At 71.3% G+C, this 17,929-nt stretch carries 20 protein-coding genes and 1 pseudogene; 9 read left to right on the top strand and 12 right to left on the bottom strand.

The window, feature by feature from the left end:
- Positions 1 to 280: 280 nt before the first annotated feature.
- Positions 281 to 1,666: an NAD(P)-binding domain-containing protein gene (locus tag P3H78_RS02480; protein ID WP_276107037.1), complete on the bottom strand. Its 1,386-nt coding sequence runs from the start codon at positions 1,664 to 1,666 to the stop codon at positions 281 to 283.
- A 238-nt stretch (positions 1,667 to 1,904) separates the two neighbouring features.
- Between P3H78_RS02480 and P3H78_RS02475 the strand changes: the two genes are divergently transcribed.
- Positions 1,905 to 2,276, top strand: a complete 372-nt coding sequence (locus tag P3H78_RS02475) for an ArsR/SmtB family transcription factor (RefSeq protein WP_276107036.1) — start codon at positions 1,905 to 1,907, stop codon at positions 2,274 to 2,276.
- A gap of 62 nt (positions 2,277 to 2,338) precedes the next feature.
- Here the strand turns inward: P3H78_RS02475 and arsB are convergent, their stop codons facing one another.
- Together arsB and P3H78_RS02465 are read right to left on the bottom strand one after the other, a co-directional pair.
- Positions 2,339 to 3,436: an ACR3 family arsenite efflux transporter gene (gene arsB, locus P3H78_RS02470; RefSeq protein WP_276107035.1), complete on the bottom strand. Its 1,098-nt coding sequence runs from the start codon at positions 3,434 to 3,436 to the stop codon at positions 2,339 to 2,341.
- Positions 3,433 to 3,741, bottom strand: a complete 309-nt coding sequence (locus P3H78_RS02465; RefSeq protein WP_276107034.1) for an ArsR/SmtB family transcription factor — start codon at positions 3,739 to 3,741, stop codon at positions 3,433 to 3,435. The genes arsB and P3H78_RS02465 overlap by 4 nt, the downstream gene beginning before the upstream one ends.
- A gap of 128 nt (positions 3,742 to 3,869) precedes the next feature.
- Between P3H78_RS02465 and P3H78_RS02460 the strand changes: the two genes are divergently transcribed.
- Positions 3,870 to 4,295 (top strand): arsenate reductase ArsC, encoded by a 426-nt coding sequence (locus P3H78_RS02460; RefSeq protein WP_276107033.1) that lies wholly within the window; start codon positions 3,870 to 3,872, stop codon positions 4,293 to 4,295.
- Between the two features lie 239 nt (positions 4,296 to 4,534).
- On the opposite strand, the gene P3H78_RS02455 is transcribed toward P3H78_RS02460, so the two are convergent.
- Positions 4,535 to 4,930, bottom strand: a complete 396-nt coding sequence (locus P3H78_RS02455; protein ID WP_276107032.1) for a hypothetical protein — start codon at positions 4,928 to 4,930, stop codon at positions 4,535 to 4,537.
- Between the two features lie 182 nt (positions 4,931 to 5,112).
- On the opposite strand from P3H78_RS02455, the gene P3H78_RS02450 reads away from it, so the two are divergent.
- The 4 genes from P3H78_RS02450 (at position 5,113) to P3H78_RS02435 (ending at position 8,730) form a co-directional block, all read left to right on the top strand.
- Positions 5,113 to 5,925: a hypothetical protein gene (locus P3H78_RS02450; protein WP_276107031.1), complete on the top strand. Its 813-nt coding sequence runs from the start codon at positions 5,113 to 5,115 to the stop codon at positions 5,923 to 5,925.
- A 242-nt stretch (positions 5,926 to 6,167) separates the two neighbouring features.
- Positions 6,168 to 6,767 (top strand): YcxB family protein, encoded by a 600-nt coding sequence (locus P3H78_RS02445; protein ID WP_276107030.1) that lies wholly within the window; start codon positions 6,168 to 6,170, stop codon positions 6,765 to 6,767.
- Positions 6,768 to 7,540: 773 nt separating this feature from the next.
- The gene (locus P3H78_RS02440) at positions 7,541 to 8,095 is read left to right on the top strand and encodes a hypothetical protein (RefSeq protein WP_276107029.1); all 555 of its coding nucleotides are present in this window, start codon (positions 7,541 to 7,543) and stop codon (positions 8,093 to 8,095) included.
- 182 nt (positions 8,096 to 8,277) lie between these two features.
- Positions 8,278 to 8,730, top strand: coding sequence for a hypothetical protein (locus P3H78_RS02435; protein WP_276107028.1), 453 nt, complete (start codon positions 8,278 to 8,280; stop codon positions 8,728 to 8,730).
- 120 nt (positions 8,731 to 8,850) lie between these two features.
- On the opposite strand, the gene P3H78_RS02430 is transcribed toward P3H78_RS02435, so the two are convergent.
- The gene (locus tag P3H78_RS02430; RefSeq protein ID WP_276107027.1) at positions 8,851 to 9,687 is read right to left on the bottom strand and encodes an alpha/beta fold hydrolase; all 837 of its coding nucleotides are present in this window, start codon (positions 9,685 to 9,687) and stop codon (positions 8,851 to 8,853) included.
- A 74-nt stretch (positions 9,688 to 9,761) separates the two neighbouring features.
- Between P3H78_RS02430 and P3H78_RS02425 the strand changes: the two genes are divergently transcribed.
- Positions 9,762 to 10,727 carry an ArsR/SmtB family transcription factor gene (locus P3H78_RS02425; RefSeq protein ID WP_276107026.1) on the top strand — a complete coding sequence of 322 codons (966 nt, stop codon included), beginning with the start codon at positions 9,762 to 9,764 and terminating at the stop codon, positions 10,725 to 10,727.
- A gap of 49 nt (positions 10,728 to 10,776) precedes the next feature.
- Here the strand turns inward: P3H78_RS02425 and P3H78_RS02420 are convergent, their stop codons facing one another.
- Positions 10,777 to 11,304 carry a hypothetical protein gene (locus P3H78_RS02420; protein ID WP_276107025.1) on the bottom strand — a complete coding sequence of 176 codons (528 nt, stop codon included), beginning with the start codon at positions 11,302 to 11,304 and terminating at the stop codon, positions 10,777 to 10,779.
- A gap of 434 nt (positions 11,305 to 11,738) precedes the next feature.
- Complete coding sequence (locus P3H78_RS02415; RefSeq protein WP_276107024.1) at positions 11,739 to 12,038, bottom strand: hypothetical protein; 300 nt, start codon at positions 12,036 to 12,038, stop codon at positions 11,739 to 11,741.
- A 196-nt stretch (positions 12,039 to 12,234) separates the two neighbouring features.
- Between P3H78_RS02415 and P3H78_RS02410 the strand changes: the two genes are divergently transcribed.
- Entirely contained in the window at positions 12,235 to 12,453 is a 219-nt protein-coding gene (locus tag P3H78_RS02410; protein WP_276107023.1) for a hypothetical protein, read from the top strand.
- Between the two features lie 52 nt (positions 12,454 to 12,505).
- Here the strand turns inward: P3H78_RS02410 and P3H78_RS02405 are convergent, their stop codons facing one another.
- The 3 genes from P3H78_RS02405 to P3H78_RS02395 form a co-directional block, all read right to left on the bottom strand.
- The gene (locus tag P3H78_RS02405) at positions 12,506 to 13,030 is read right to left on the bottom strand and encodes a hypothetical protein (RefSeq protein WP_276107022.1); all 525 of its coding nucleotides are present in this window, start codon (positions 13,028 to 13,030) and stop codon (positions 12,506 to 12,508) included.
- A gap of 520 nt (positions 13,031 to 13,550) precedes the next feature.
- On the bottom strand, positions 13,551 to 14,348 hold the full coding sequence (locus P3H78_RS02400; protein ID WP_276107021.1) for a VOC family protein: 798 nt from the start codon (positions 14,346 to 14,348) through the stop codon (positions 13,551 to 13,553).
- Between the two features lie 125 nt (positions 14,349 to 14,473).
- A complete protein-coding gene (locus P3H78_RS02395) occupies positions 14,474 to 14,872 on the bottom strand; it encodes a BBE domain-containing protein (RefSeq protein WP_276107020.1) in 399 nt (132 codons plus the stop codon).
- 180 nt (positions 14,873 to 15,052) lie between these two features.
- On the opposite strand from P3H78_RS02395, the gene P3H78_RS02390 reads away from it, so the two are divergent.
- Positions 15,053 to 15,244 carry an antitoxin gene (locus tag P3H78_RS02390; RefSeq protein ID WP_276107019.1) on the top strand — a complete coding sequence of 64 codons (192 nt, stop codon included), beginning with the start codon at positions 15,053 to 15,055 and terminating at the stop codon, positions 15,242 to 15,244.
- A gap of 349 nt (positions 15,245 to 15,593) precedes the next feature.
- Here the strand turns inward: P3H78_RS02390 and P3H78_RS02385 are convergent, their stop codons facing one another.
- Positions 15,594 to 16,490, bottom strand: coding sequence for a MerR family transcriptional regulator (locus P3H78_RS02385; RefSeq protein ID WP_276107018.1), 897 nt, complete (start codon positions 16,488 to 16,490; stop codon positions 15,594 to 15,596).
- Between the two features lie 54 nt (positions 16,491 to 16,544).
- Positions 16,545 to 17,664 (bottom strand): annotated as a pseudogene (locus P3H78_RS02380) (glutathione-independent formaldehyde dehydrogenase).
- Positions 17,665 to 17,929 lie beyond the last annotated feature (265 nt).

The following is a 17,929-nucleotide window of genomic DNA, read 5'->3' as shown; positions in this document are numbered from 1 at the left end:
TAGGGGCCGGTTTCGGATACTGAGCCGTAGTCCGCTCATGCAAGGCCCTTGGGGCTGCTGCACGATCGGGTGACATCTGAACTGGCCTGCCCTGTGCGGCGGGTGGGAAGGAAGGATGTCGCTGTGCGCAAGTCTTACCCGGATGAGTTCCGCCAGGACGTCGTGCGGGGGCGAGGAACCGCGGCTTGGGTGTGACGGTGGAGCAGGTGGCCACCCGCGGGCGGCCGCGACCGGTCCCCCGATCCGGTCGCGGCCCCGCGGCGGCGGGTGGGAAGGCTGTTCACGCACCGCAGCAGCCACCCGCCGCCGCGTCTTCGGCAGGGGCGTTTGCGCCGAGCTGGATCAGCTGGGGTGCCGGGGTGCAGCATCCACCACCGGTCTGCTCCGCCTCGGGGGCGTCGAACAGGCCCGCTCCGCCGCACACCCCGGTTTCCGGGAGGGTGAGTTCGACGCGGTCGGCGGACTCGATGTCGCCGGCGATGGCGGCCACGACGGAGCGGACCTGCTCATAGCCGGTCATCGCGAGGAACGTCGGAGCGCGACCGTAGGACTTCATGCCGACGAGATAGACGCCCTGCTCCGGGTGGGCCAGCTCCTGGTGGCCGTGCGGGTAGACGGTGCCGCAGGAGTGCTGGTTGGGGTCGATCAGCGGAGCGAGCGCAATCGGGGCCTGCAGGCGTTCGTCCAGGCCGAGGCGGATCTCCGACAGGAACGACAGGTCGGGGCGGAAGCCGGTCAGCACGATCACCTCGTCCGCCGGCTCCAGGCGGCGGCCGTCGTCGGCGACGAGGACCACGCGGCCGTCGCCGTCGCGCTCGATCACTTCGGTGCGGAAGCCCGTTACCGCGTCCGCGTGTCCGTCGTCCACTGCCGCCTTTGCCGCCAGGCCGAGCGCGCCGCGGGCCGGGAGCTGGTCGGCTGTGCCGCCGCCGAAGGTCGACCCGGAGATGTGGCGGCGCAGGATCCATACGGCCTTCGTTCCCGAACCGTCCTCGGCCTTGGCCAGGTCGGCGAGGTAGGCCAGCGCCGTGAACGCCGAGGCGCCGGAGCCGATGACAGCGGTGCGCTTGCCTGCGTACCGGGCCCGCACAGCCGGGTCCTTCAGGTCGGGAACGCGGTAGGTGATCTTCTCGGCTGCCGCCCGCTCGCCAAGGGCGGGAAGGCCGCTGCCGCCGGCGGGGCTGGGGATGGTCCAGCTGCCGGAGGCGTCGATGACCGCCCGGGCGAACAGTCGCTCTTCCCGGCCGTCGGCGTGCTCGACGTGGACGACGAAGGGCTGCGCCTCGCGTTCGGCGTCGACGATCCGGTCCCGGCCGGTGCGCGAGACGCCGGTTACCCGGGCGCCGGTGCGGACCTTGTCGCCGAGCACGTCGGCGAGGGGCTTCAGGTAGAGGTCGGCCCAGTCTCCGCCGGACGGGTGGATCCCCGCGTCCGGCTTGCTCCAGCCGGTGGGAGCGAGGAGTTTTTCGGCGGCCGGATCGACCACTTCACCCCATGGGGAGAACAGCCGCACGTGTGCCCACTCTCGCACCCCGGCGCCGGTGGTGTGTCCGGCTTCCAGGACCACGGACTCGAGGCCGCGCTCGGCCAGGTGGGCAGCGGCGGCCAAGCCGATCGGTCCGGCCCCGATCACGACGACGGGCAGCTCGGTGGTGGGCGCGTTCACGGCGACTCCTTGCGTGTTTCGACGTTTGTCGATGGCTTGCGCCGCAAGCATGGCACCTGTATCGATAGGCGTCAACATAGACATTCATCGAATTCAAAGGGTTCGCGAGAGGCGTGGAGGGTGCGGGGATCGGCGGTAGCCGGGCCGGCTGTGCAGCGGTGCATCACTCCAGCAGGGGGCGGCGGCCGCGCCGACCCGCCCCTGGGCCGCCTGGTTCGACATATGTCAACATAGATGTATGTCGAATGCCAAGCTGCCGCCGCTGCTCGAACCCGAAGGCCAGGGTGGGGCACCGTGCTGCCCGCCGCTCGCCGAAAGGCCCATGACTGCCGAAGAGGCTGAGACGGCTGCCCGCATGTTCAAGGCGCTCGGTGACCCGGTTCGCCTGCGGCTGTTTTCTGCGGTCGCCTCGCACGAGGGCGGCGAGGCGTGCGTGTGCGACATCTCTGATGTCGGAGTCTCCCAGCCGACCGTCTCGCACCACCTGAAGAAGCTGAAGGAGGCGGGTCTGCTGACCTCCGAACGGCGCGGCACCTGGGTGTACTACCGAGTCGAACCGTCCGTTCTGGCCGCGATGGGCCGGCTCCTGGTCCTCCCCGCGGCTGCGTGATCCCAAAGGTTCACGGGAAAAGCGAACCCCGCCCCGCGGTACGGGGCGGGGTCGCGGCGCGTCTAGGTCACGGGAGCCTGAGCACGGGTGGTGAACTTCTGCCGCCGGGCGAGGGAGACGTAGACCAGGGCGACCAGGACCGGAACCTCGATGAGTGGACCGACGACGCCTGACAGGGCCTGGCCGGAAGTGACGCCGAAGGTGGCAATGGCCACCGCGATGGCCAGCTCGAAGTTGTTGCCGGCGGCAGTGAAGGCGAGGGTGGCGGTGCGGTCGTAGGCGAGGCCGATGGTCTTGCCCAGGGTGAACACGCCGAACCACATGATCGCGAAGTAGACCAGCAGCGGCAGCGCGATTCGGGCTACGTCCAGCGGCTGGGAGGTGATCGTCTTCCCTTGCAGGGCGAAGAGGATGACGATCGTGAACAGCAGGCCGTACAGCGCCCATGGGCCGATCCTCGGCAGGAAGCCGGTCTCGTACTTCTCGCGACCGAGCTTCTCCTCACCGATGCGGCGGGTGAGGAAACCGGCGAGCAGCGGGATACCGAGGAAGATGACTACGTTCAGCGCGATCTTCCACATGGAGACGTTCAGGTGCTGGCCGTCACCCAGGCCGAGCCAACCGGGCAGCAGATCGAGGTAGAACCAGCCCAGCAGGCCGAACGCCAGAACTTGGAAGACCGAGTTGAGGGCCACGAGGACAGCGGCGGCTTCACGATCGCCGCAGGCGAGGTCGTTCCAGATGATGACCATGGCGATGCATCGGGCGAGCCCGACGATGATCAGGCCGGTGCGGTACTCGGGTAGATCCGGCAGGAAGATCCAGGCGAGGGCGAACATCACCGCAGGTCCGACGAGCCAGTTGACGACCAGCGAGGACGCCATGAGCTTCTTGTCACCCGTCACCGCGTCGAGCTTGTCGTAGCGGACTTTGGCCAGCACCGGATACATCATGATCAGCAGGCCGATGGCGATCGGCAGGGAGATACCCCCGATCTCCACCTTGGCCAGCGCGTCGTTCAGTCCGGGGATGGCCCGGCCGAGGCCGAGGCCGACGGCCATGGCGAGCAGGATCCAGACGGCAAGGAAGCGGTCGAGCGTCGACAGCTTCGCGACGATCGAGGTCTCCTCGGCAGTCGCGGGTGCTTCAGTGCGGGTCACGGGCAGGCCCTCTTGTTCTCGGCGGCGTTCCGGGCGGACTCGGCCAGCTCTGTGAACCGACCGGCGAGGTGGGCGATGACGTCCGGGCGCAGCTTGTAGTACGTGTACCGGCCGCAGGGCTCCGTATCGACGACTCCGGCCTCACGCAGCACCTTCATGTGGTTGGAGAGGTTGGTCTGCTTCGCCCCGGTCTCCTCGACCAGGTGCGTGGTGCAGAGCGTCTCCTTGGCGAGCAGGGTGACGATCTGCAGCCTGAGTGGGTCGGCCAGCACCCGGATCAGATCAGTATCGACTGACGTCAGCATGGACTGATACTGTCACATCAGTTGGGGCTGATACCAGTCCAGGCTGATCTCAGGGAACTGCATCCCGACGTCCCGTCGGCGTACCGCCTGAAGGGGCTCCGCCCGGTCCGCTTGTGAAGGAAGAACCGATGTCCTCCAGTCCGCTCGCCTCCGTGCTGTTCGTCTGCGTCCACAACGCCGGACGCTCACAGATGGCCGCCGGATTCCTTTCCCACCTCGCGGGCGACCGGGTCGAGGTCCGCTCCGCCGGTTCCGTACCCGGCGACCAGGTCAACCCCGCCGCGGTCGAGGCCATGAAGGAAGTCGGCGTCGACATCTCGGCCGCCACGCCGAAGGTCCTCACCACCGAGGCCGTTCAGGCGTCCGACTACGTCATCACCATGGGCTGCGGCGACGCCTGCCCGATCTTCCCCGGCAAGAAGTACCTCGACTGGGCGCTGGAGGACCCGGCCGGCAAGGGCGTCGAGGCCGTGCGCCCGATCCGCGACGAGATCAGGACCCGCATCGAGGCCCTGATCGCCGAGATCGACGCCACCGCGAAGCACCATGACTGACGCTCACTGCCACCAGCACACCGAACGCGCAGCACGGGTGAGTGTCTGACTGCGTGACAACGCTGACGCACAGTGGCGGACGAGCGCGGACGTCAGCGAACCATCAGCACAGGTGAAGAGCACACCACCTCAAGGCAGGGCTCTCCCCCACGTTGCTTCGGGCCGAAGAGGTCCGGACTCGAGAGGCTCGCGCAGTCAGCAGGCGTCATGCTGTCCGCGCGGCTCCCGCACCCCTGCCGTCAGGCCGGCGCAGGCATGAAGCCGCCGCGCGCGGCGCCGGAGGACAGCAAGGCAGACCAGTCGAGTGCCTCCGGCAGCCGGTCCAAAGACATGACCACTGCTCCGCCGGCCTGCTCCGCATCGGCGCACCATTCGCCCATGCCGCTCGATGCCGTGTCATCGTCCGCCCCGCCGACCACCGGCGCAGCGAGTGCGGGGACGACGACTCCGTGGTCGCCAGGTCCGTCCACGACGCACAGGGTGAGGCGGGGGACGATGCTCCATCCCTCGCACGAGGGCACCGCTCCGTCGGGCGCGATCAAGGGGGGCAGGGCGTCGTGGACGGGCGCGCCCGCCAGCAGGAGCACAGGCGTGGCACCACGAATGAAGAGGGTGTTCTCAGGTTCCAGCAGCACGGGACCACTCTCGCAGGCTGGACCACCGGGGCGGCAGGCGGGTGGAGAAGGACCACGCGCGCGCCGAGCCGGGGAGGGTGGCGGGACGACGAAGCAGGGTGGTCCGCACGGCAGGAACCACACGGCCACGCGTTGAGTCCGTTTCACTCACGACAGCACCCACTCAGTGCCACTCTGATCCCATGGGAAGCGAAGCCCCGCCACCAGGCCATCCACCACGAGTTCTCAACCCTCTCTGGATCATCGCGCTGTTCCTGGGACTTTCCGAGACGACCGTCGGCATTGCGGCCGCCCAGTCGAGCGGCTGGGTTCAAGGGCTACTTGCAGTCTTCGCGGTCGTGTTCCCCGTATTGGTGTCCACAGCGTTCTTCGTCATCCTGTGGCAACGGCCCGAGGTGCTGTACGCACCAGGAGACTTCCCGGAACACGTATCGATCGGTACGTACGTGGACGGCATGCGTCGCCGAACAACCCCGGGCCCCGACACCATCCAAGCCGTCGTCACCGACATGCTGCACACTGTCCTTCCACCCGCCTTGGACAGCACCTCAGACCCTTCCGACGTACTGGACGAGGCGCTGGACAATGCCAAGAGAGCACTTGCCGAGCGCACTTTGACCGTCGATGTGAGTGCAATGACCGACATTCCCGGGGACCTGTTCCAGTGCACAGCCTTCAGCACCCAGACAGTGAGCGGCTTCCTCGACTCGCTCTGGACCTGTCTTCGCGACTTCGTTCCGCCGTTTCGGTACGGACGGGATTGGGTTCTCCTGGACGGAGAAAGCAACAAGAAGCTCAGAGATCTGGGATCCTTTTGGGCTGCGCGGAACCATACCGAGGCAGACCACAGACTCCTGAGCGGCGTGGGTATTACTCCGGACTCACGACTCAGTGCAGTTCGCTTGGATGGAAGCAGGATGCGCTCACCCGGAAATCACGCTCTGGGCGCATCCCCAAGACGGCCTCCGCACCCCCGGGCACAGGGAAGAACGTGACCGGGCTCCCCGTCCTGGTCGGCGGTAGGCGCCTTCCGGGACGCGACGCTCTGCGGGTCGTTGATCCCGGACAGTCCACGGGGACCGTCGGCGCACAGGATCGGCGCAGCCGGGTTCATCCCCCTGTCGACCGGACAGGCCGGTGAGCCACGCGATCACGGCTTGGCTCGGCAGGAGTCTCGTCCACCGACCGCCACACTATGATCCGTAATTCATACCGTCGGGAGCACTGGGGCGAGGGCATGCAGGCGCTGACGCTGAACTATGTGCCAGAGAGCGACGACATCGCGGAATTGGCCGCCAAGTCCCCGACACGGCGCCGCTCACGCAACAGGGCGTCGGTCAACTCAGGCGTAAGCCTCGCACTCACGGTGATCTTCGGCGCGCCCTGGACAAGCTCCGGCTATCAGGCTGACACCTCGCTCATCACGGTGGCGTGCGCGGTGATGTCCGTGGGCTACGGCTACCGGGCAGTCGCGCTCTCCTCCCGTCGGGCCCTCCTCCGCAGCGCATGCAGGGTCTGGAACCGTTCGCCCGCCCTGCGGCAGCCTCACGAGGAGGTGATCACCGAGGACGCTCTGACCGTGAGCACGGAAGGCGTTACGCACATTTACGCCTGGTCAACGTTCCACGAGTTGGTGGAGTACGACCGCCAGTTCGTCCTGATGGACCGCTCAGGCAAACCCTCAGTCGCTCTGCCCAAGCGTGGACTGCCGGACCCGTCACTCGTTCCGGTGTGCCGCCGCGTCCTCAGCCACTGCCTCGAGGAAGCGGCACACCGGCGCAACACAGCAACCATGGAGACCCCGGCCGACCGCCGCCGGTCCCCGCCGACCGACTGACCAGCAGGACGGACCTCAGGGGCCGCCCGCCCCTGGTTCCCGTCGAGGGGGCCCGAGGCGCGGCCCCCCGGGACCGTGCCACTCCTGTGCCGGAGCGGACGGGGGCTCACGGGGAACCGGGGGTCCCGAGGGCTGCATTCGACCCGCCCTACCGATGGCAGGGAATCCGCTGGTCACGTGTGGTGACGACCAGGGTCGTCCCAGGCGTCGGTCGCCCCGCGTCGCTACGGGGTTTCTCGCAGCCCATGCAGCCTTCCGGGGGCAAAGACCCCTTCGGCGCGGGGTATACGGGCCGCTACGGGACGCCTGTCGGGTCCGGCGGGCCCGAGGTGGCCGGGCTCGCCGAGAGGGGGAGCGGATGAGGCCGGAATCTTGGGCGGCGGAGAGGCTCAGAGTCGCGTTGGGGGCTGCCGGCGCCGTGGCCGCATGCGGCCTGGTGGGTGCGGTGCTGTCGGCTTCGGGGGCCCCGCAGACGTACCCGGGCCGCCGCTGCCGGAGCAGCCGTAGCCGGTGGACGCGGTGGCGACCAGCTCGTGCAGCGCTACACGGGACGTCGCTGAGCTGGTCACACGGGCGAGCCAGGTCCTGGCGGCCCCCTGCGTCCGCGTCTGCCGGTGCCCTGGCGGGGGTGAACACGACCGGCGGCCCGTGGCCACGGTGACGGAGCAGCTCGGTCCGGCGGTTCTCCGCTGTGGTGCCCCGAATGCGTGTGCGGGGGCCGACGTGCCGGTGCGCTGGTTGCGTCCTCGAGGGGTGAGGGCCACCGTGAACAGGTGATTCTTGTCCCGGGCTGGATGTGGCAGCGGGGGCCGGTGAGCCGGGCCGTGGGCGTCGGCCTGGCCGCCGGCTTCTTCTTCGGAGCCTTCGTTCTCGTCGAGGCGATGTCGTGGGTGGCCGCCGCGGTGGTTTTCGTGGTGCTGGGCCTGTTGTACGGGATCCGAGTGGCGCGCCGGATGGCCAGGATCTGGCCCGCGGCCAAGGACATGAACGGCGTCGACCGTGCGGCCGTGGTGCGCGCCACCCGGCGCGGCGAGGCCGTCGGCGATCCACGGCTGGCTCCTGCGGTCGTCGAGTACGCCGGCGCCCTGCGCCGGACCGCCGAGGAGGACCGGTTGGGCCGCTGGGTCGTCCTGCTCGTCACCGCGCTGGCGGTCGCCCTCGCCGTGTACGACACCGCGATGAGCACGACCGGCGAGACGATCGCCTCGTGGCTGGTGGTCGTGCTCCTCCTGGCCGACCTGATGTGGTGGCCTCGCCGTCGAGCCGTGCTGCTGGCCCGAGCCGATCGCGCAGAGGCGTCGGCCCGCCGCATGACGGACGCGGGCTGAACAGGGGAGGGGGCGGGGGCCCGCGCCCCGCGCTGGCCACGGCATCGCCGGCGTCCGCGCAGACGGCGGTTCCCTGCAATTCCGCGGCGCTGGTCAGCGCCGTCACCAATGCCGCCGCCAACGACACTCTGGACCTGGCACCGGGGTGCAAGTACGTCCTGACCGCGTCGCTGCAGGTCAGCGTGCCCCTTACCATTCATGGCGACAATGCGACGATCACGAGGAACACGAGCGCGGCGGCATTCGGGCTCCTGAAGGTCAACGCCAACCTGAACCTGGACCGGATCACAGGCATCGCCGTCGACGGACGGCTCGCACTCGTCCGCAGCCGGGTGGTCAACAACACCGCCGGTGAGAAGGGCGGGGGCATCGCCAGTGACGGCAACGTCGCCGTGGAGGACAGCAACATCAACGCCAACGCCGCGGTGGGGCCGAGCGGTGTGGGTGGCGGGTACGCCAACATCGGCCCCGGCACCGCCACGCTGACCGGCACCAACGTCAACAACAACCGTGCGACGAACGCGCCCGGCGGATTCGACAACGAGGGCGGACCCGTCACCCTGGACAGATCCCGGGTGAACGGCAACGTGCCCACCAACTGTGCTCCGACCGTGGTCGTCGGCTGCCGCGGCTGACCACGGAACGCGTAGGTGAACGACAGGTGCACGGGCCCACGGCCTCCGACTCCCTCGGAGCCGTGGGCCCGTGTCGTCCCTCGACGGCAGCGCCGGGCGACGAGGGCGGCGGGGAGTGGCTCAGCCCAGAAACGCCATGGTGGCTGCCACGAACCGCTCCGCGTCGTCGAGCCACGGGAAGTGTCCGGCTCCGGGCTGGACGGTGAATTCGGCGTTCGGGAACAGCGCGGCCAACTCGGCCACCGCGGGGGGAGGGGCGCCCGGGTCGACCTCCCCGGCGAGCAGGAGCGCCGGTGCCCCGAACCGGGCGAGTGCCGCGCGGGTGGCGTCCGGGTCGTAGGCGCCCCGGGCGTTGAAGGCGGCCACGACGTCCCTGCTCGTCTGCTCCTCCTCGGCAGCCTGATGGGCGCGAGCCGCCTCGTCCCAACGGCCGTAGGAGAACGGTGCGATGGCCTGCCAACTGCCGGCAGTGGCCCGGCCCGCCCCGATCGCCTCCAGGGCGGCGAACGCCTCCGGGAACCACGGTTCGTCCCGGCGCAGTTGCACGGTCTCGCGCCGCAGTTCTCCGGTGATCCCGATGGCGACGGCCCGGACGCTCGGCGTGATCAGCGCGAGCCGGTCCACATGTTCCGGACGGCGGCCGACGTACTGCACGGCCAGGTTCGCACCGGCGGAATGCGCGAGAAGATCCATCCGGGTCAGGCCCAGATGCCCGCGCAGGGCCTCCACGTCGTCGACGAGCCGGTCGCAGCGGCAGGAAGCGATGTCCGCGGGCATCGCGGACCGCCCCGTGCCGCGGAGGTCGAGCATGATCAACTGCCGGTGCGCGGACAGGCCGCCCAGCTCGCCCAGGTAGGCAGAATCCTGCGGCCCGCCGGGCAGGCAGACCACCGGCGGACCGTTCCCGACCACGCGGTAGGCGAGCTCGGTTCCGTCGTACGAGGTGAAGAATTCCATGCCGGACAGCCTGGGGCCGGCGACCGGCGTCGGCCTATCGTTCAGCTACGGCTACATGATGGGGCGGGGCACGGTTGGCAGTCGAGATCAGGTTCACGGCGGCGTCGGTGGCGAAGGTGCGGTTCGCCGTCTCGCCGCTGGGCGAGACGGTGCTGGCGCTTCGGATCCTGTTGGGCCCGGCCGGCCACGCGGTGCACCGGCCGTGGGTGCGAGGGGCGCGGCCGCTGCTGGCGGGCGAGCGCGAGCTGCCGCTGCTGCGAGCGCTCATCGCCGGGTCGCTGCCGTCGTTCCTGTTCCCGGTGCCGGAGGAGCGGCTGCCGTCCCTCTCGGCGGAGCTGGACATGCTGCGGGCCACCGAGGAGGGCTTCTTCCGGCGGGAGTACGGCGCCGTACGGGGCCTGTCGGGCGAGGAGGCCCCCGAGCCGGCCGCCGTGCTGCCGCGGCTTGCGGAAGCGCTCGACCGGTGCCACGAGCTGCTGATCGCCCCGCAGTGGGGCCGGATGCGTGCGGTGCTGGAAGCCGACATCGGCAGACGCGCGCTCACCCTGGTGGACGGTGGGGTCCAAGGGCTGTTCGCCGAGCTGCACCGGGATGTCGCCTGGGAAGGCGGTCAGTTGGTGGTGCACGGCCGGCGCACCCCGCACTCGGTCCACACGGTGGACACCGGCGGGCACGGCCTGGTCCTGCTGCCCAGCGTCTTCAACTGGCCGAACGTGGGTGTCGACAAGGCCCCCGTCGCGGCCGCCTCGATCCGCTACCCGGCGATGGGCGTCGGCCTGCTGTGGGAGCCGCCTCCGCAGGCGCTGACGGGTCTGGCCCCGGTGCTGGGCCGCACGAGGACGGCGGTGCTCACCGCCCTGGCCGAACCCCTGACGACGGCGGCTCTGGCCAGGCTGCTGGACATCACCCCGAGCGCCGTCTCCCAGCACCTGGGTGCGTTGCGCGGGGCGGGCCTGGTGTCGACGCAACGCAAGGGCCGCACGGCGCTCCACCTGCGCACGGCACGAGCGAACCACCTGTTCGGCAGCTCCGCCCCGTGACCCGCGGTACGCCGCACCGAGGGCGGCCCGGACCCCGAGGCTGCCGCCGTCAGTTCCAGAGCAGCTCCATCACGGCGCGGAGCCTCCCGCGCCCGGCGAGTTCCGGGGCACCGGCCTGCGGGAGCGGGAGCGGGCGCGGCCGCAACCAGGCATGACGGCGGCTCCTCCCCACGATGTCACCACTGCACGCGGCCGCTGCGGCGCCCACCACCGGGACACCCACGAGCATCAGCAGCACGGGCAGAACGCCGCCCTCCACGCTGACGGCCACCTCGCCGAGGAAGAGCGTCCCGGCAACAAGTCCTGTCAGGACCCGGCGAAGCAGGCCGTGAGAGGTCAGCCGGTCCGGCGCGAGGGCCAACGCCGTACCGAGCAGCAGCCCCAGCGCCGCACCCACGAACAGGCTGCCGGCCACGAGGACCACTCCGGAGACGAGCGTCGACGGCACGCCGTGCCGGTGCCCCAGCACCCACGCGACCGTCACGCAGGCCGCCCCCACGGTGCTCCAGCCCAGCGCGCAGAACCCTCCGACGGCCAGGCCGAACCGCAGACCCCGCATCACCACGCCACGCTTCACCGATCCCCCCTCGCGCCTCAGCCTACGTCCTCCGGGGCGAGACTCTTCGAGTGAAAAACCGGAGCAAGCCCACCTGACCGGCGGTTCGCTGGTTGTTGGGGGGATCTGCAAACCATACGTTCGGCTCCAGCGCGCACGGCGGCGGTGCCCGTGTACGGAGTTCGTCCCCACCTGCCCCAGACCACGAAGTCGAGAGGAACAGTCATGCGCCTGATCCGCTGCGCTCTCGCTGCTGCAACCGTGGCGGCTTCCGCCGCAGCCGTCGGTACGCCTTTCTTCTACACGGACTGGATGCGCCAGCCGTCCACTGCCCCGCAGATCCGCATGGTCAGCGCCCCCGACATGCCGCAGAAGGAATCCGCGTCGCCCCAGCCGACCGTGCCGAGTCCGAGCCCGTGGGAGGCGGTGCCTCCCTGTTACAGCTACGGCGGCCCCTACTGCGGCTGGGTGGGGACGTACTGGGGCGGCTGCGACAAGGAGTGGGGCCTGAGCTTCGGTATCAAGAGCCCCGACTGGATCTGCCGCCACGACCCCCGCCCGAGCTCCTCGGACACCGCCAGCCCCTCGGACACCGCCAGCCCCTCGGCCGCCCCCAGTCCCTCGGGCGCGTCGGCCTCCGCCGGAAGCAGCGGTTCCTCGGCCACGCTCAGTCGCTTGGCCGTCCCCCACCGCTCCTCCAGGCGCCACCACTCGGTCACTCCCGGTCCCGCGGCCACGTCCAGGCCCGCGGCCACCCCCAGCCCCCTCGGCCACCGCCGGAAGCAGCAGTTCCTCCTGAGCGGTCCCGCCAGGAGGCCTCCGGCGGCCGGGCACAGTGATGGTGCGGACCCGCCGGCGGCGGTCGAACCACAGGCGCCGCCGGGGGAAGAAGGCCCGCTGGGCTCCCGCCCCGGTCTCCCCGCCGGGGTCGCCCTGCCCCAGCCCCAGCCCATGCCGGACCGTGACAGCCCGGCGGACGACACCGCGCGTCCTTCCCCGACCGTGCATCAGGCCGCGGAGGGCTACGCCTTCACCTGCCTGACGGCCGCGTGGGCCGGACGGAGCTGCACGGATGCGGCGGCGTCCCTGCGCGGCCTGCTCGGCCGCCTCCTCGGCGGTCGGCCGTTCGTCGGCGAGTACGTCCCGGGCGGCAGCACCCCGGGCTCCTGAGCGACGCGATGTCAGGGCCCGGGGTGCTGCCGGTTCCCCCACCGGCGGAGTGTCACTCGGCGGAGCGACGCCTGCGGAACCAGGCCGCCGCCAGCACTCCCAGCGCCAACAGCACACCGCCGGCCGCGATCACGATGCGCTTCGCGCTCAGCCGGCCGGCGCTCCAGCCGGCAGCCCCGCTGTCACCCGGAACAGGAGTCTCCTGACCCTTCCGGGGTGACGGGGAGCCATTCCCGTTCGCCGTCGCACCACCATGCGGACGAGCACCGTCCTCGCGGTCACCGTCGTCCTCGCGGTCGGTGCAGTGGGTGGCCGGGAAGGGGAAGAACCGCTTGTGGCGATCGAAGGCCTTCACCTCGAGGAGCGGATGCACCCGGAAGAATTCACGGATCGCAAACTCGTACTGGCCGGTCGTCTGGGTGGGATAGGTGACGTCCATGTACGTCGAGACGCTGAAGCCGGTCCACGGTGCCGTCGGCGACTTGGGCGCGGAATCCGGGTCCACCTGAAGGACGAGGGCCTCCGGTCCCCGCCGGCTGTTGGTGAGAATCGCCCTCAGGTTCTTGTCGATGAGCACGACACGGCGGTGGCTGTAGCAGTTGCGCCAGGGATTGCGGTGGCCGTGGCGCCCGTCCCCGTCATGGAGCCACAGGGGGCTGGACGCGTGCGGTGCAGATGCCTGCGCGGCGACGGCGGCCGAGGGTGACGCGAGGGCGACAGCCGCACCCGCCAGCGGCGCTGCAACCCAGGCACGAAGATTCATCCGATGACCTCCATGGGGGGCGGACGCAGGCGACCGCCTGCTGGGCGACACATCCGAATCTCAGAAGAAGTTAAGAGAATTCGACTCGTCACATCGCGAACACCCTCGGGCCGCGGCACTCCTTGTCACCCGCCCGCAGCAGTCCCGGCGGAAGAAGCAGGTCGTGGGCGGCTCCGGAAGGTCACCCGCAGCGAGGGGCGCGGTGGGCCGCCGCCGGGGCCGGTGCGGTCCACCGGCCCCGGCGGGACCTCCGACACCACCGGGCCCGGCCTACGGCGTCCCCCGGCCATGAGGGTGCGTCAGTGGGCTTCCGCGGACGGAGCGGCGCCGAGCGTCACTGCGCCCGGGATCCCTGCATCGGGGCCGGTGTGATCATCGCGAACGGGGCGCCCTGCGGGTCGGTGACCACGGTCATCCGGCCGGCCATCATGTCGAACGGCGGGGCGAGGACGGTGCCGTTGCGCTTGACCAGGGCATCCACGGTGGAGTCGACGTCGTCGACCGCGAAGTAGGTCAGCCAGTGGGCCGGGGTGCCCGGCGGATCGTTGGCGAGCAGCGTGACGCCGCCGACCGCCCGGCCGCCGACCCGCAGCTCCCAGTACGCGTCCGCGCCCTCCAGAGGCGCGATCTCGATGCCGAACGCCTCGCGGTAGAAGGCGGTGGCGGCGGGCAGGTCGCTGGTGTGCAGCTCGTTCCAGGTCAGCGCGCCCGCCTCGTTGACCACCCGCGCGCCGAAGAACTCGCCGGGCTGCCAGACGCCGAACACCGCGCCCTGAGGGTCCGAGGCGATCAGCATCCGGCCGAGGGTGCCGACGTCCACCACCGGGACGAGGAGGGTTCCCCCCGCGGCGACGATCGCGTCCTGGGCCGCCTGGGCGTCGGTGGCGGCCAGGTAGCTGGTCCAGACGGTCGGCGGTTCCGGCACCCCCTCGGGGGCCGTCGCCGGGCCGATGCCGGCCACGGCCCCGCCGTGCAGCTCGCAGACCGCGTACCCGCCGAACTCGGCCGGGCCGGGCCGGCCCTGCCAGCCGAGCAGATCACGGTAGAAGTCCAGCGCAGCCTGCTGGTCCTTCGCCATCAGATCGACCCAGCACGGGGTCCCGGTGGCGTATGGAGTGGTGACTTCGGGCATGTCTCACCCTTCGTGGAATGTCCTTTGTGTCACCATTTCGCCGCGCCGCGCGCTCATCAACTCGACACGCCCGCCCCGGCGGGCGCGTCGGGGCCGGGGGAGGGTGTGCCGGGCACGCGGGGGCTTCACCGGGCCGGTCGGCAGGCTGCCGGCGGGATGCTCTGCTCGTACCGGAAGACGTTGTGGGGGTCGTGCACCGCCTTGATCCGGCGCAGGCGGTCGACGTTGTCCGCCCAGTAGGCGGTCTCCCAGTCCTGCAGGCCGATGTTCGGGACCTTGCCGTTGCCCGTGCCGCGGAGTGCCCAGAGCTGGTCCGCGTGGTCGCCCGGGTCCGCCTCGATCGCGTCGGCGCCGTCCTCGCCCTCCGCGACGACGATCTCGGCGCCGATCAGGTTGCCGCAGGCCGTGCCGAGCCGGCGGGTGAGGAAGCCGAAGCCTCCGCCGAGCGTCGCGCCGGCCAGGCCCACGCTGCCCTCCGTGCTGGTCGACGCCTTCAGGGTCTCCCCGCCGACCGGGGGTCGCACATGCACGCCCGGCGGGGCGGGCGGGGCCGTGCGGCGGGGGCGGCGCGATACGGACAGGGGCACCCGTTTGGTGCGGAGCGGACCGGGTCACCCGTCTGGAGTGCTCGGTCGGCAGGGCCGCGTACCGGGCGGACTTGCCGGGAAGGACCGAGCTCACCCCATCGACGCAGGGAGACCGCCGTGAGCATGATGGACAAGCTCAAGGGCCTCTTGAAGGGGCACGAGGGCCAGGCCCGGACGGGCATCGACAAGGCGGGCGACTACGTGGACCAGAGGACCCAGGGAAAGTACAAGGGCCAGGTCGACACCGCCCAGGACAAGCTCGGCGACCAGCTGGGGGTCGACGACAGGGAGCAGCGTCCGCCCCAGTAGCCGCCCCGGTCACGGACCCGGGCCGGGCGGTGCCCGGCGGTCGCGAGGGAGCGGCCGGCCGGACGCCGCCCGGTGGTGCGTGCGGGAGCCGGCGGTTCCGGGCTGCCGGGGTCCGGCCCGGGGTCCCCGCGCGTGCGCGCGCGGGAGGGCCGGCTGTCCTTGTCTCGCTGTTCGTGCTGGTGACGCCGGACGAGGCGCGCGCGCCCGCGCTGATCGTGGCGGGGCTGCCGCTCGCGGGCGGAGTGTTCTTCGCGGGTCTGCTGCTGGTCCGCCGGCAGGCGCTGGAGACGGAGCCGGGGACGTGGAGGGCTTCCGGCACTGAAGGCCGGGCGGCCGCCCGGCGGGGCGTTCAGCCCGCGGCCGTGGCGGCGGTCAGCGCCTCGCGCAGCCACCGGTCGGCCGCGCCGAGGGTGGGCTCGGGGGTGAGCCGTCCGGCCAGCTCCCAGTAGCGCGCCATCACCGGATGGCCGGCAGCGTCCGGCCGCGCACCGAGGGCCCGGCGGAAGGCGGGAGTGTCCCGGGTGCCCTCGGCCCGGGCGTGTGCGGCGACGTAGGCGTCCAGGGCCTCGCCCGGGCCGGGGGCGCCGCCGGAGCGTCGTGCGGTCTCCACCAGCGCGTACGCCTCGTGCAGCCCGTCGTAGAGCAGGTCCGGGTGCACGGCCGTGGCGGGCCGGTGGGCGGCGAGGCACCGGTCGGTGGCCTCCACCGCCAGGGCGTGCAGGCGGGCGAGGGCCAGTACCTGCTCCGGCTCCGGGTCCGGCGGGGGCTGCGGCACGGCCGCGTCGACGACCGCGGTGCGCAGCCGGGCGGACAGCCGCACCGGCAGCAGGCGGCGCCAGAAGTGCGCGAGCGCGGCGGTGCTGGGCGGGACGCCGATCTCCCCGATCAGCGCCAGGTGTGCCGCCCGCTCCTGTGCGGTGCCCTCCTGCAGGGCGCGCAGTGCCGCCTCGCGCCAGCGCAGCGCGGCGAGCCGGCCGCCCACGTCGTCCAGCCGGCGGGCGACGAGCTCCTCCAGCGTGTCCCCGCGGTCGAGGACCCGGGCGATCTCCGGGACGGAGACCCCGAGGGAGCGCAGGGAGCGGATGGTGCGCAGCCGGCCGGGCGCGTCGGCGCCGTAGCGGCGGTGGCCGCCGTCGCTGCGCGCGGTCTCGGGGAGCAGGCCGCGGTCGGAGTAGAAGCGGACCGTCTTGACGGTGGTCCGTGCCTGGGCGGCGAGTTCGCCGATGCTCATGTCGTCCGAAGACACGGGGGGACCTCCCTCGACGGGAGGTCCCAGCTTAGCCGTGCGGACCCTCCGGGATCAGGCCGCGAGGGCGTGCCCGGGGTGCAGGACCACCTTGGTGCAGCCCTCGATCCGCTGGTCGAACTTCTCGTAGGCCTGCGGGGCCTGGTCCAGCGGCAGTTCGTGGGAGACCACGAAGCTCGGCCGGGCGCGCCCGGCGATGATCATGTCCCGCAGCTGGCGGTTGTACCGCTTGACGTTGCACTGGCCGGTGCCCATGCGCTGGCCCCTTCTCGAACATCCGGCCGATGGAGACCAGCAGTTGGCCGTGCTTGGCGTGCTCGTCGGGGCCGCCCGGGTCGGACGGCACGTACAGGCCGGGGATGCCGAGCATGCCCGTCGGCCGCACGGTCTCGACGAGGGTGTTGAGGACGACGGCGGGCTCCTCGTGGCTGGCGTCGTGCGCCTGGGCCTGGTAGCCGACCGCGTCGACGCCCTTGTCCGTGCCCTCGCCGGCGGTGTGCTCCTTGATCTGCTCGGCCGGATCCCCCTGCGTGAAGTCGATGGGGATCGCCCCCATCTCCTCGGCCTTCGCGAGCCGTTCGGGCACACGGTCCACCGAGAACACCTTGGCCGCACCGCGCAGCAGCGCGGAGTACGCGGCCATCAGGCCCACCGGTCCCGCGCCGAAGACGGCGACGCTCTCGCCGGGGGACACCTGCGCCAGTTCGCAGCCGTCGTAGCCGGTCGGGAAGATGTCGGCGAGCAGTACGAAGTCGGTCTCGAACTCCTCGCCGGGCGGCAGCCTCAGGCAGTTGAAGTCGGCGAAGGGCACGCGCAGCCGCTCCGCCTGGCCGCCGGTGTAGGGGCCCATCGCCACGTATCCGTAGGCGCCGCCGGCGAATCCCGGGTTCACGGTCAGGCAGAACCCGGTGCTGCCGGCGAGGCAGTTCTTGCAGAACCCGCAGGCCACGTTGAAGGGCATCACCACGCGGTCCCCCTGGGCGAGGGACGTCACGCCCGCACCGGTCTCCTCGACGATGCCGAGGTTCTCGTGGCCGAAGACGATGCCGGCCTCGGCCGCGGTGCGGCCCTCGTACATGTGGAGGTCCGAACCGCAGATCGCGCTGGACGTGACGCGGACCAGCACGTCGTTCGGAAGCTGGATGCGCGGGTCGTCGACGTCCCGCACGGTCACACTGAAGGGCTTCTCGTAGACGACGGCTTTCCCCCGGGACCACCTCCGTGTCGCTCCGGGCGGGGAGCTGGGGCGGTCCTGGCCTGTGCGGCCCCGGCCGGGGCCGCACAGGGGGAAGCGGTCAGCCCGCCGCCGTTCGGATCCGGTAGTTCCAGGGAACGCCGCCGCCGGGGCGCCTGCAACCTCCGGACGGCCCGCGGGCCCGGCGGCGGCCTGCGGGAACCATGGGGCCGCGCGGCACGTACTCTTGGTAGCAGGACGACCG

The organism is Streptomyces tropicalis, assembly GCF_029269835.1.
GTDB lineage: Bacteria > Actinomycetota > Actinomycetes > Streptomycetales > Streptomycetaceae > Streptomyces > Streptomyces tropicalis.
Note: the sequence above shows the minus strand (reverse complement) of the source record. Positions and strands in the feature narration are given on the sequence as shown.

Coding starts and splice junctions, on each gene's coding strand:
- P3H78_RS02475 (WP_276107036.1), top strand. CDS start 1,905: ATGTCGAATGCCAAGCTGCCGCCGCTGCTCGAACCCGAAGGCCAGGGT.
- P3H78_RS02465 (WP_276107034.1), bottom strand. CDS start 3,741: ATGCTGACGTCAGTCGATACTGATCTGATCCGGGTGCTGGCCGACCCA.
- P3H78_RS02460 (WP_276107033.1), top strand. CDS start 3,870: ATGTCCTCCAGTCCGCTCGCCTCCGTGCTGTTCGTCTGCGTCCACAAC.
- P3H78_RS02450 (WP_276107031.1), top strand. CDS start 5,113: ATGGGAAGCGAAGCCCCGCCACCAGGCCATCCACCACGAGTTCTCAAC.
- P3H78_RS02445 (WP_276107030.1), top strand. CDS start 6,168: ATGCAGGCGCTGACGCTGAACTATGTGCCAGAGAGCGACGACATCGCG.
- P3H78_RS02430 (WP_276107027.1), bottom strand. CDS start 9,687: ATGGAATTCTTCACCTCGTACGACGGAACCGAGCTCGCCTACCGCGTG.
- P3H78_RS02410 (WP_276107023.1), top strand. CDS start 12,235: ATGCCGGACCGTGACAGCCCGGCGGACGACACCGCGCGTCCTTCCCCG.
- P3H78_RS02400 (WP_276107021.1), bottom strand. CDS start 14,348: ATGCCCGAAGTCACCACTCCATACGCCACCGGGACCCCGTGCTGGGTC.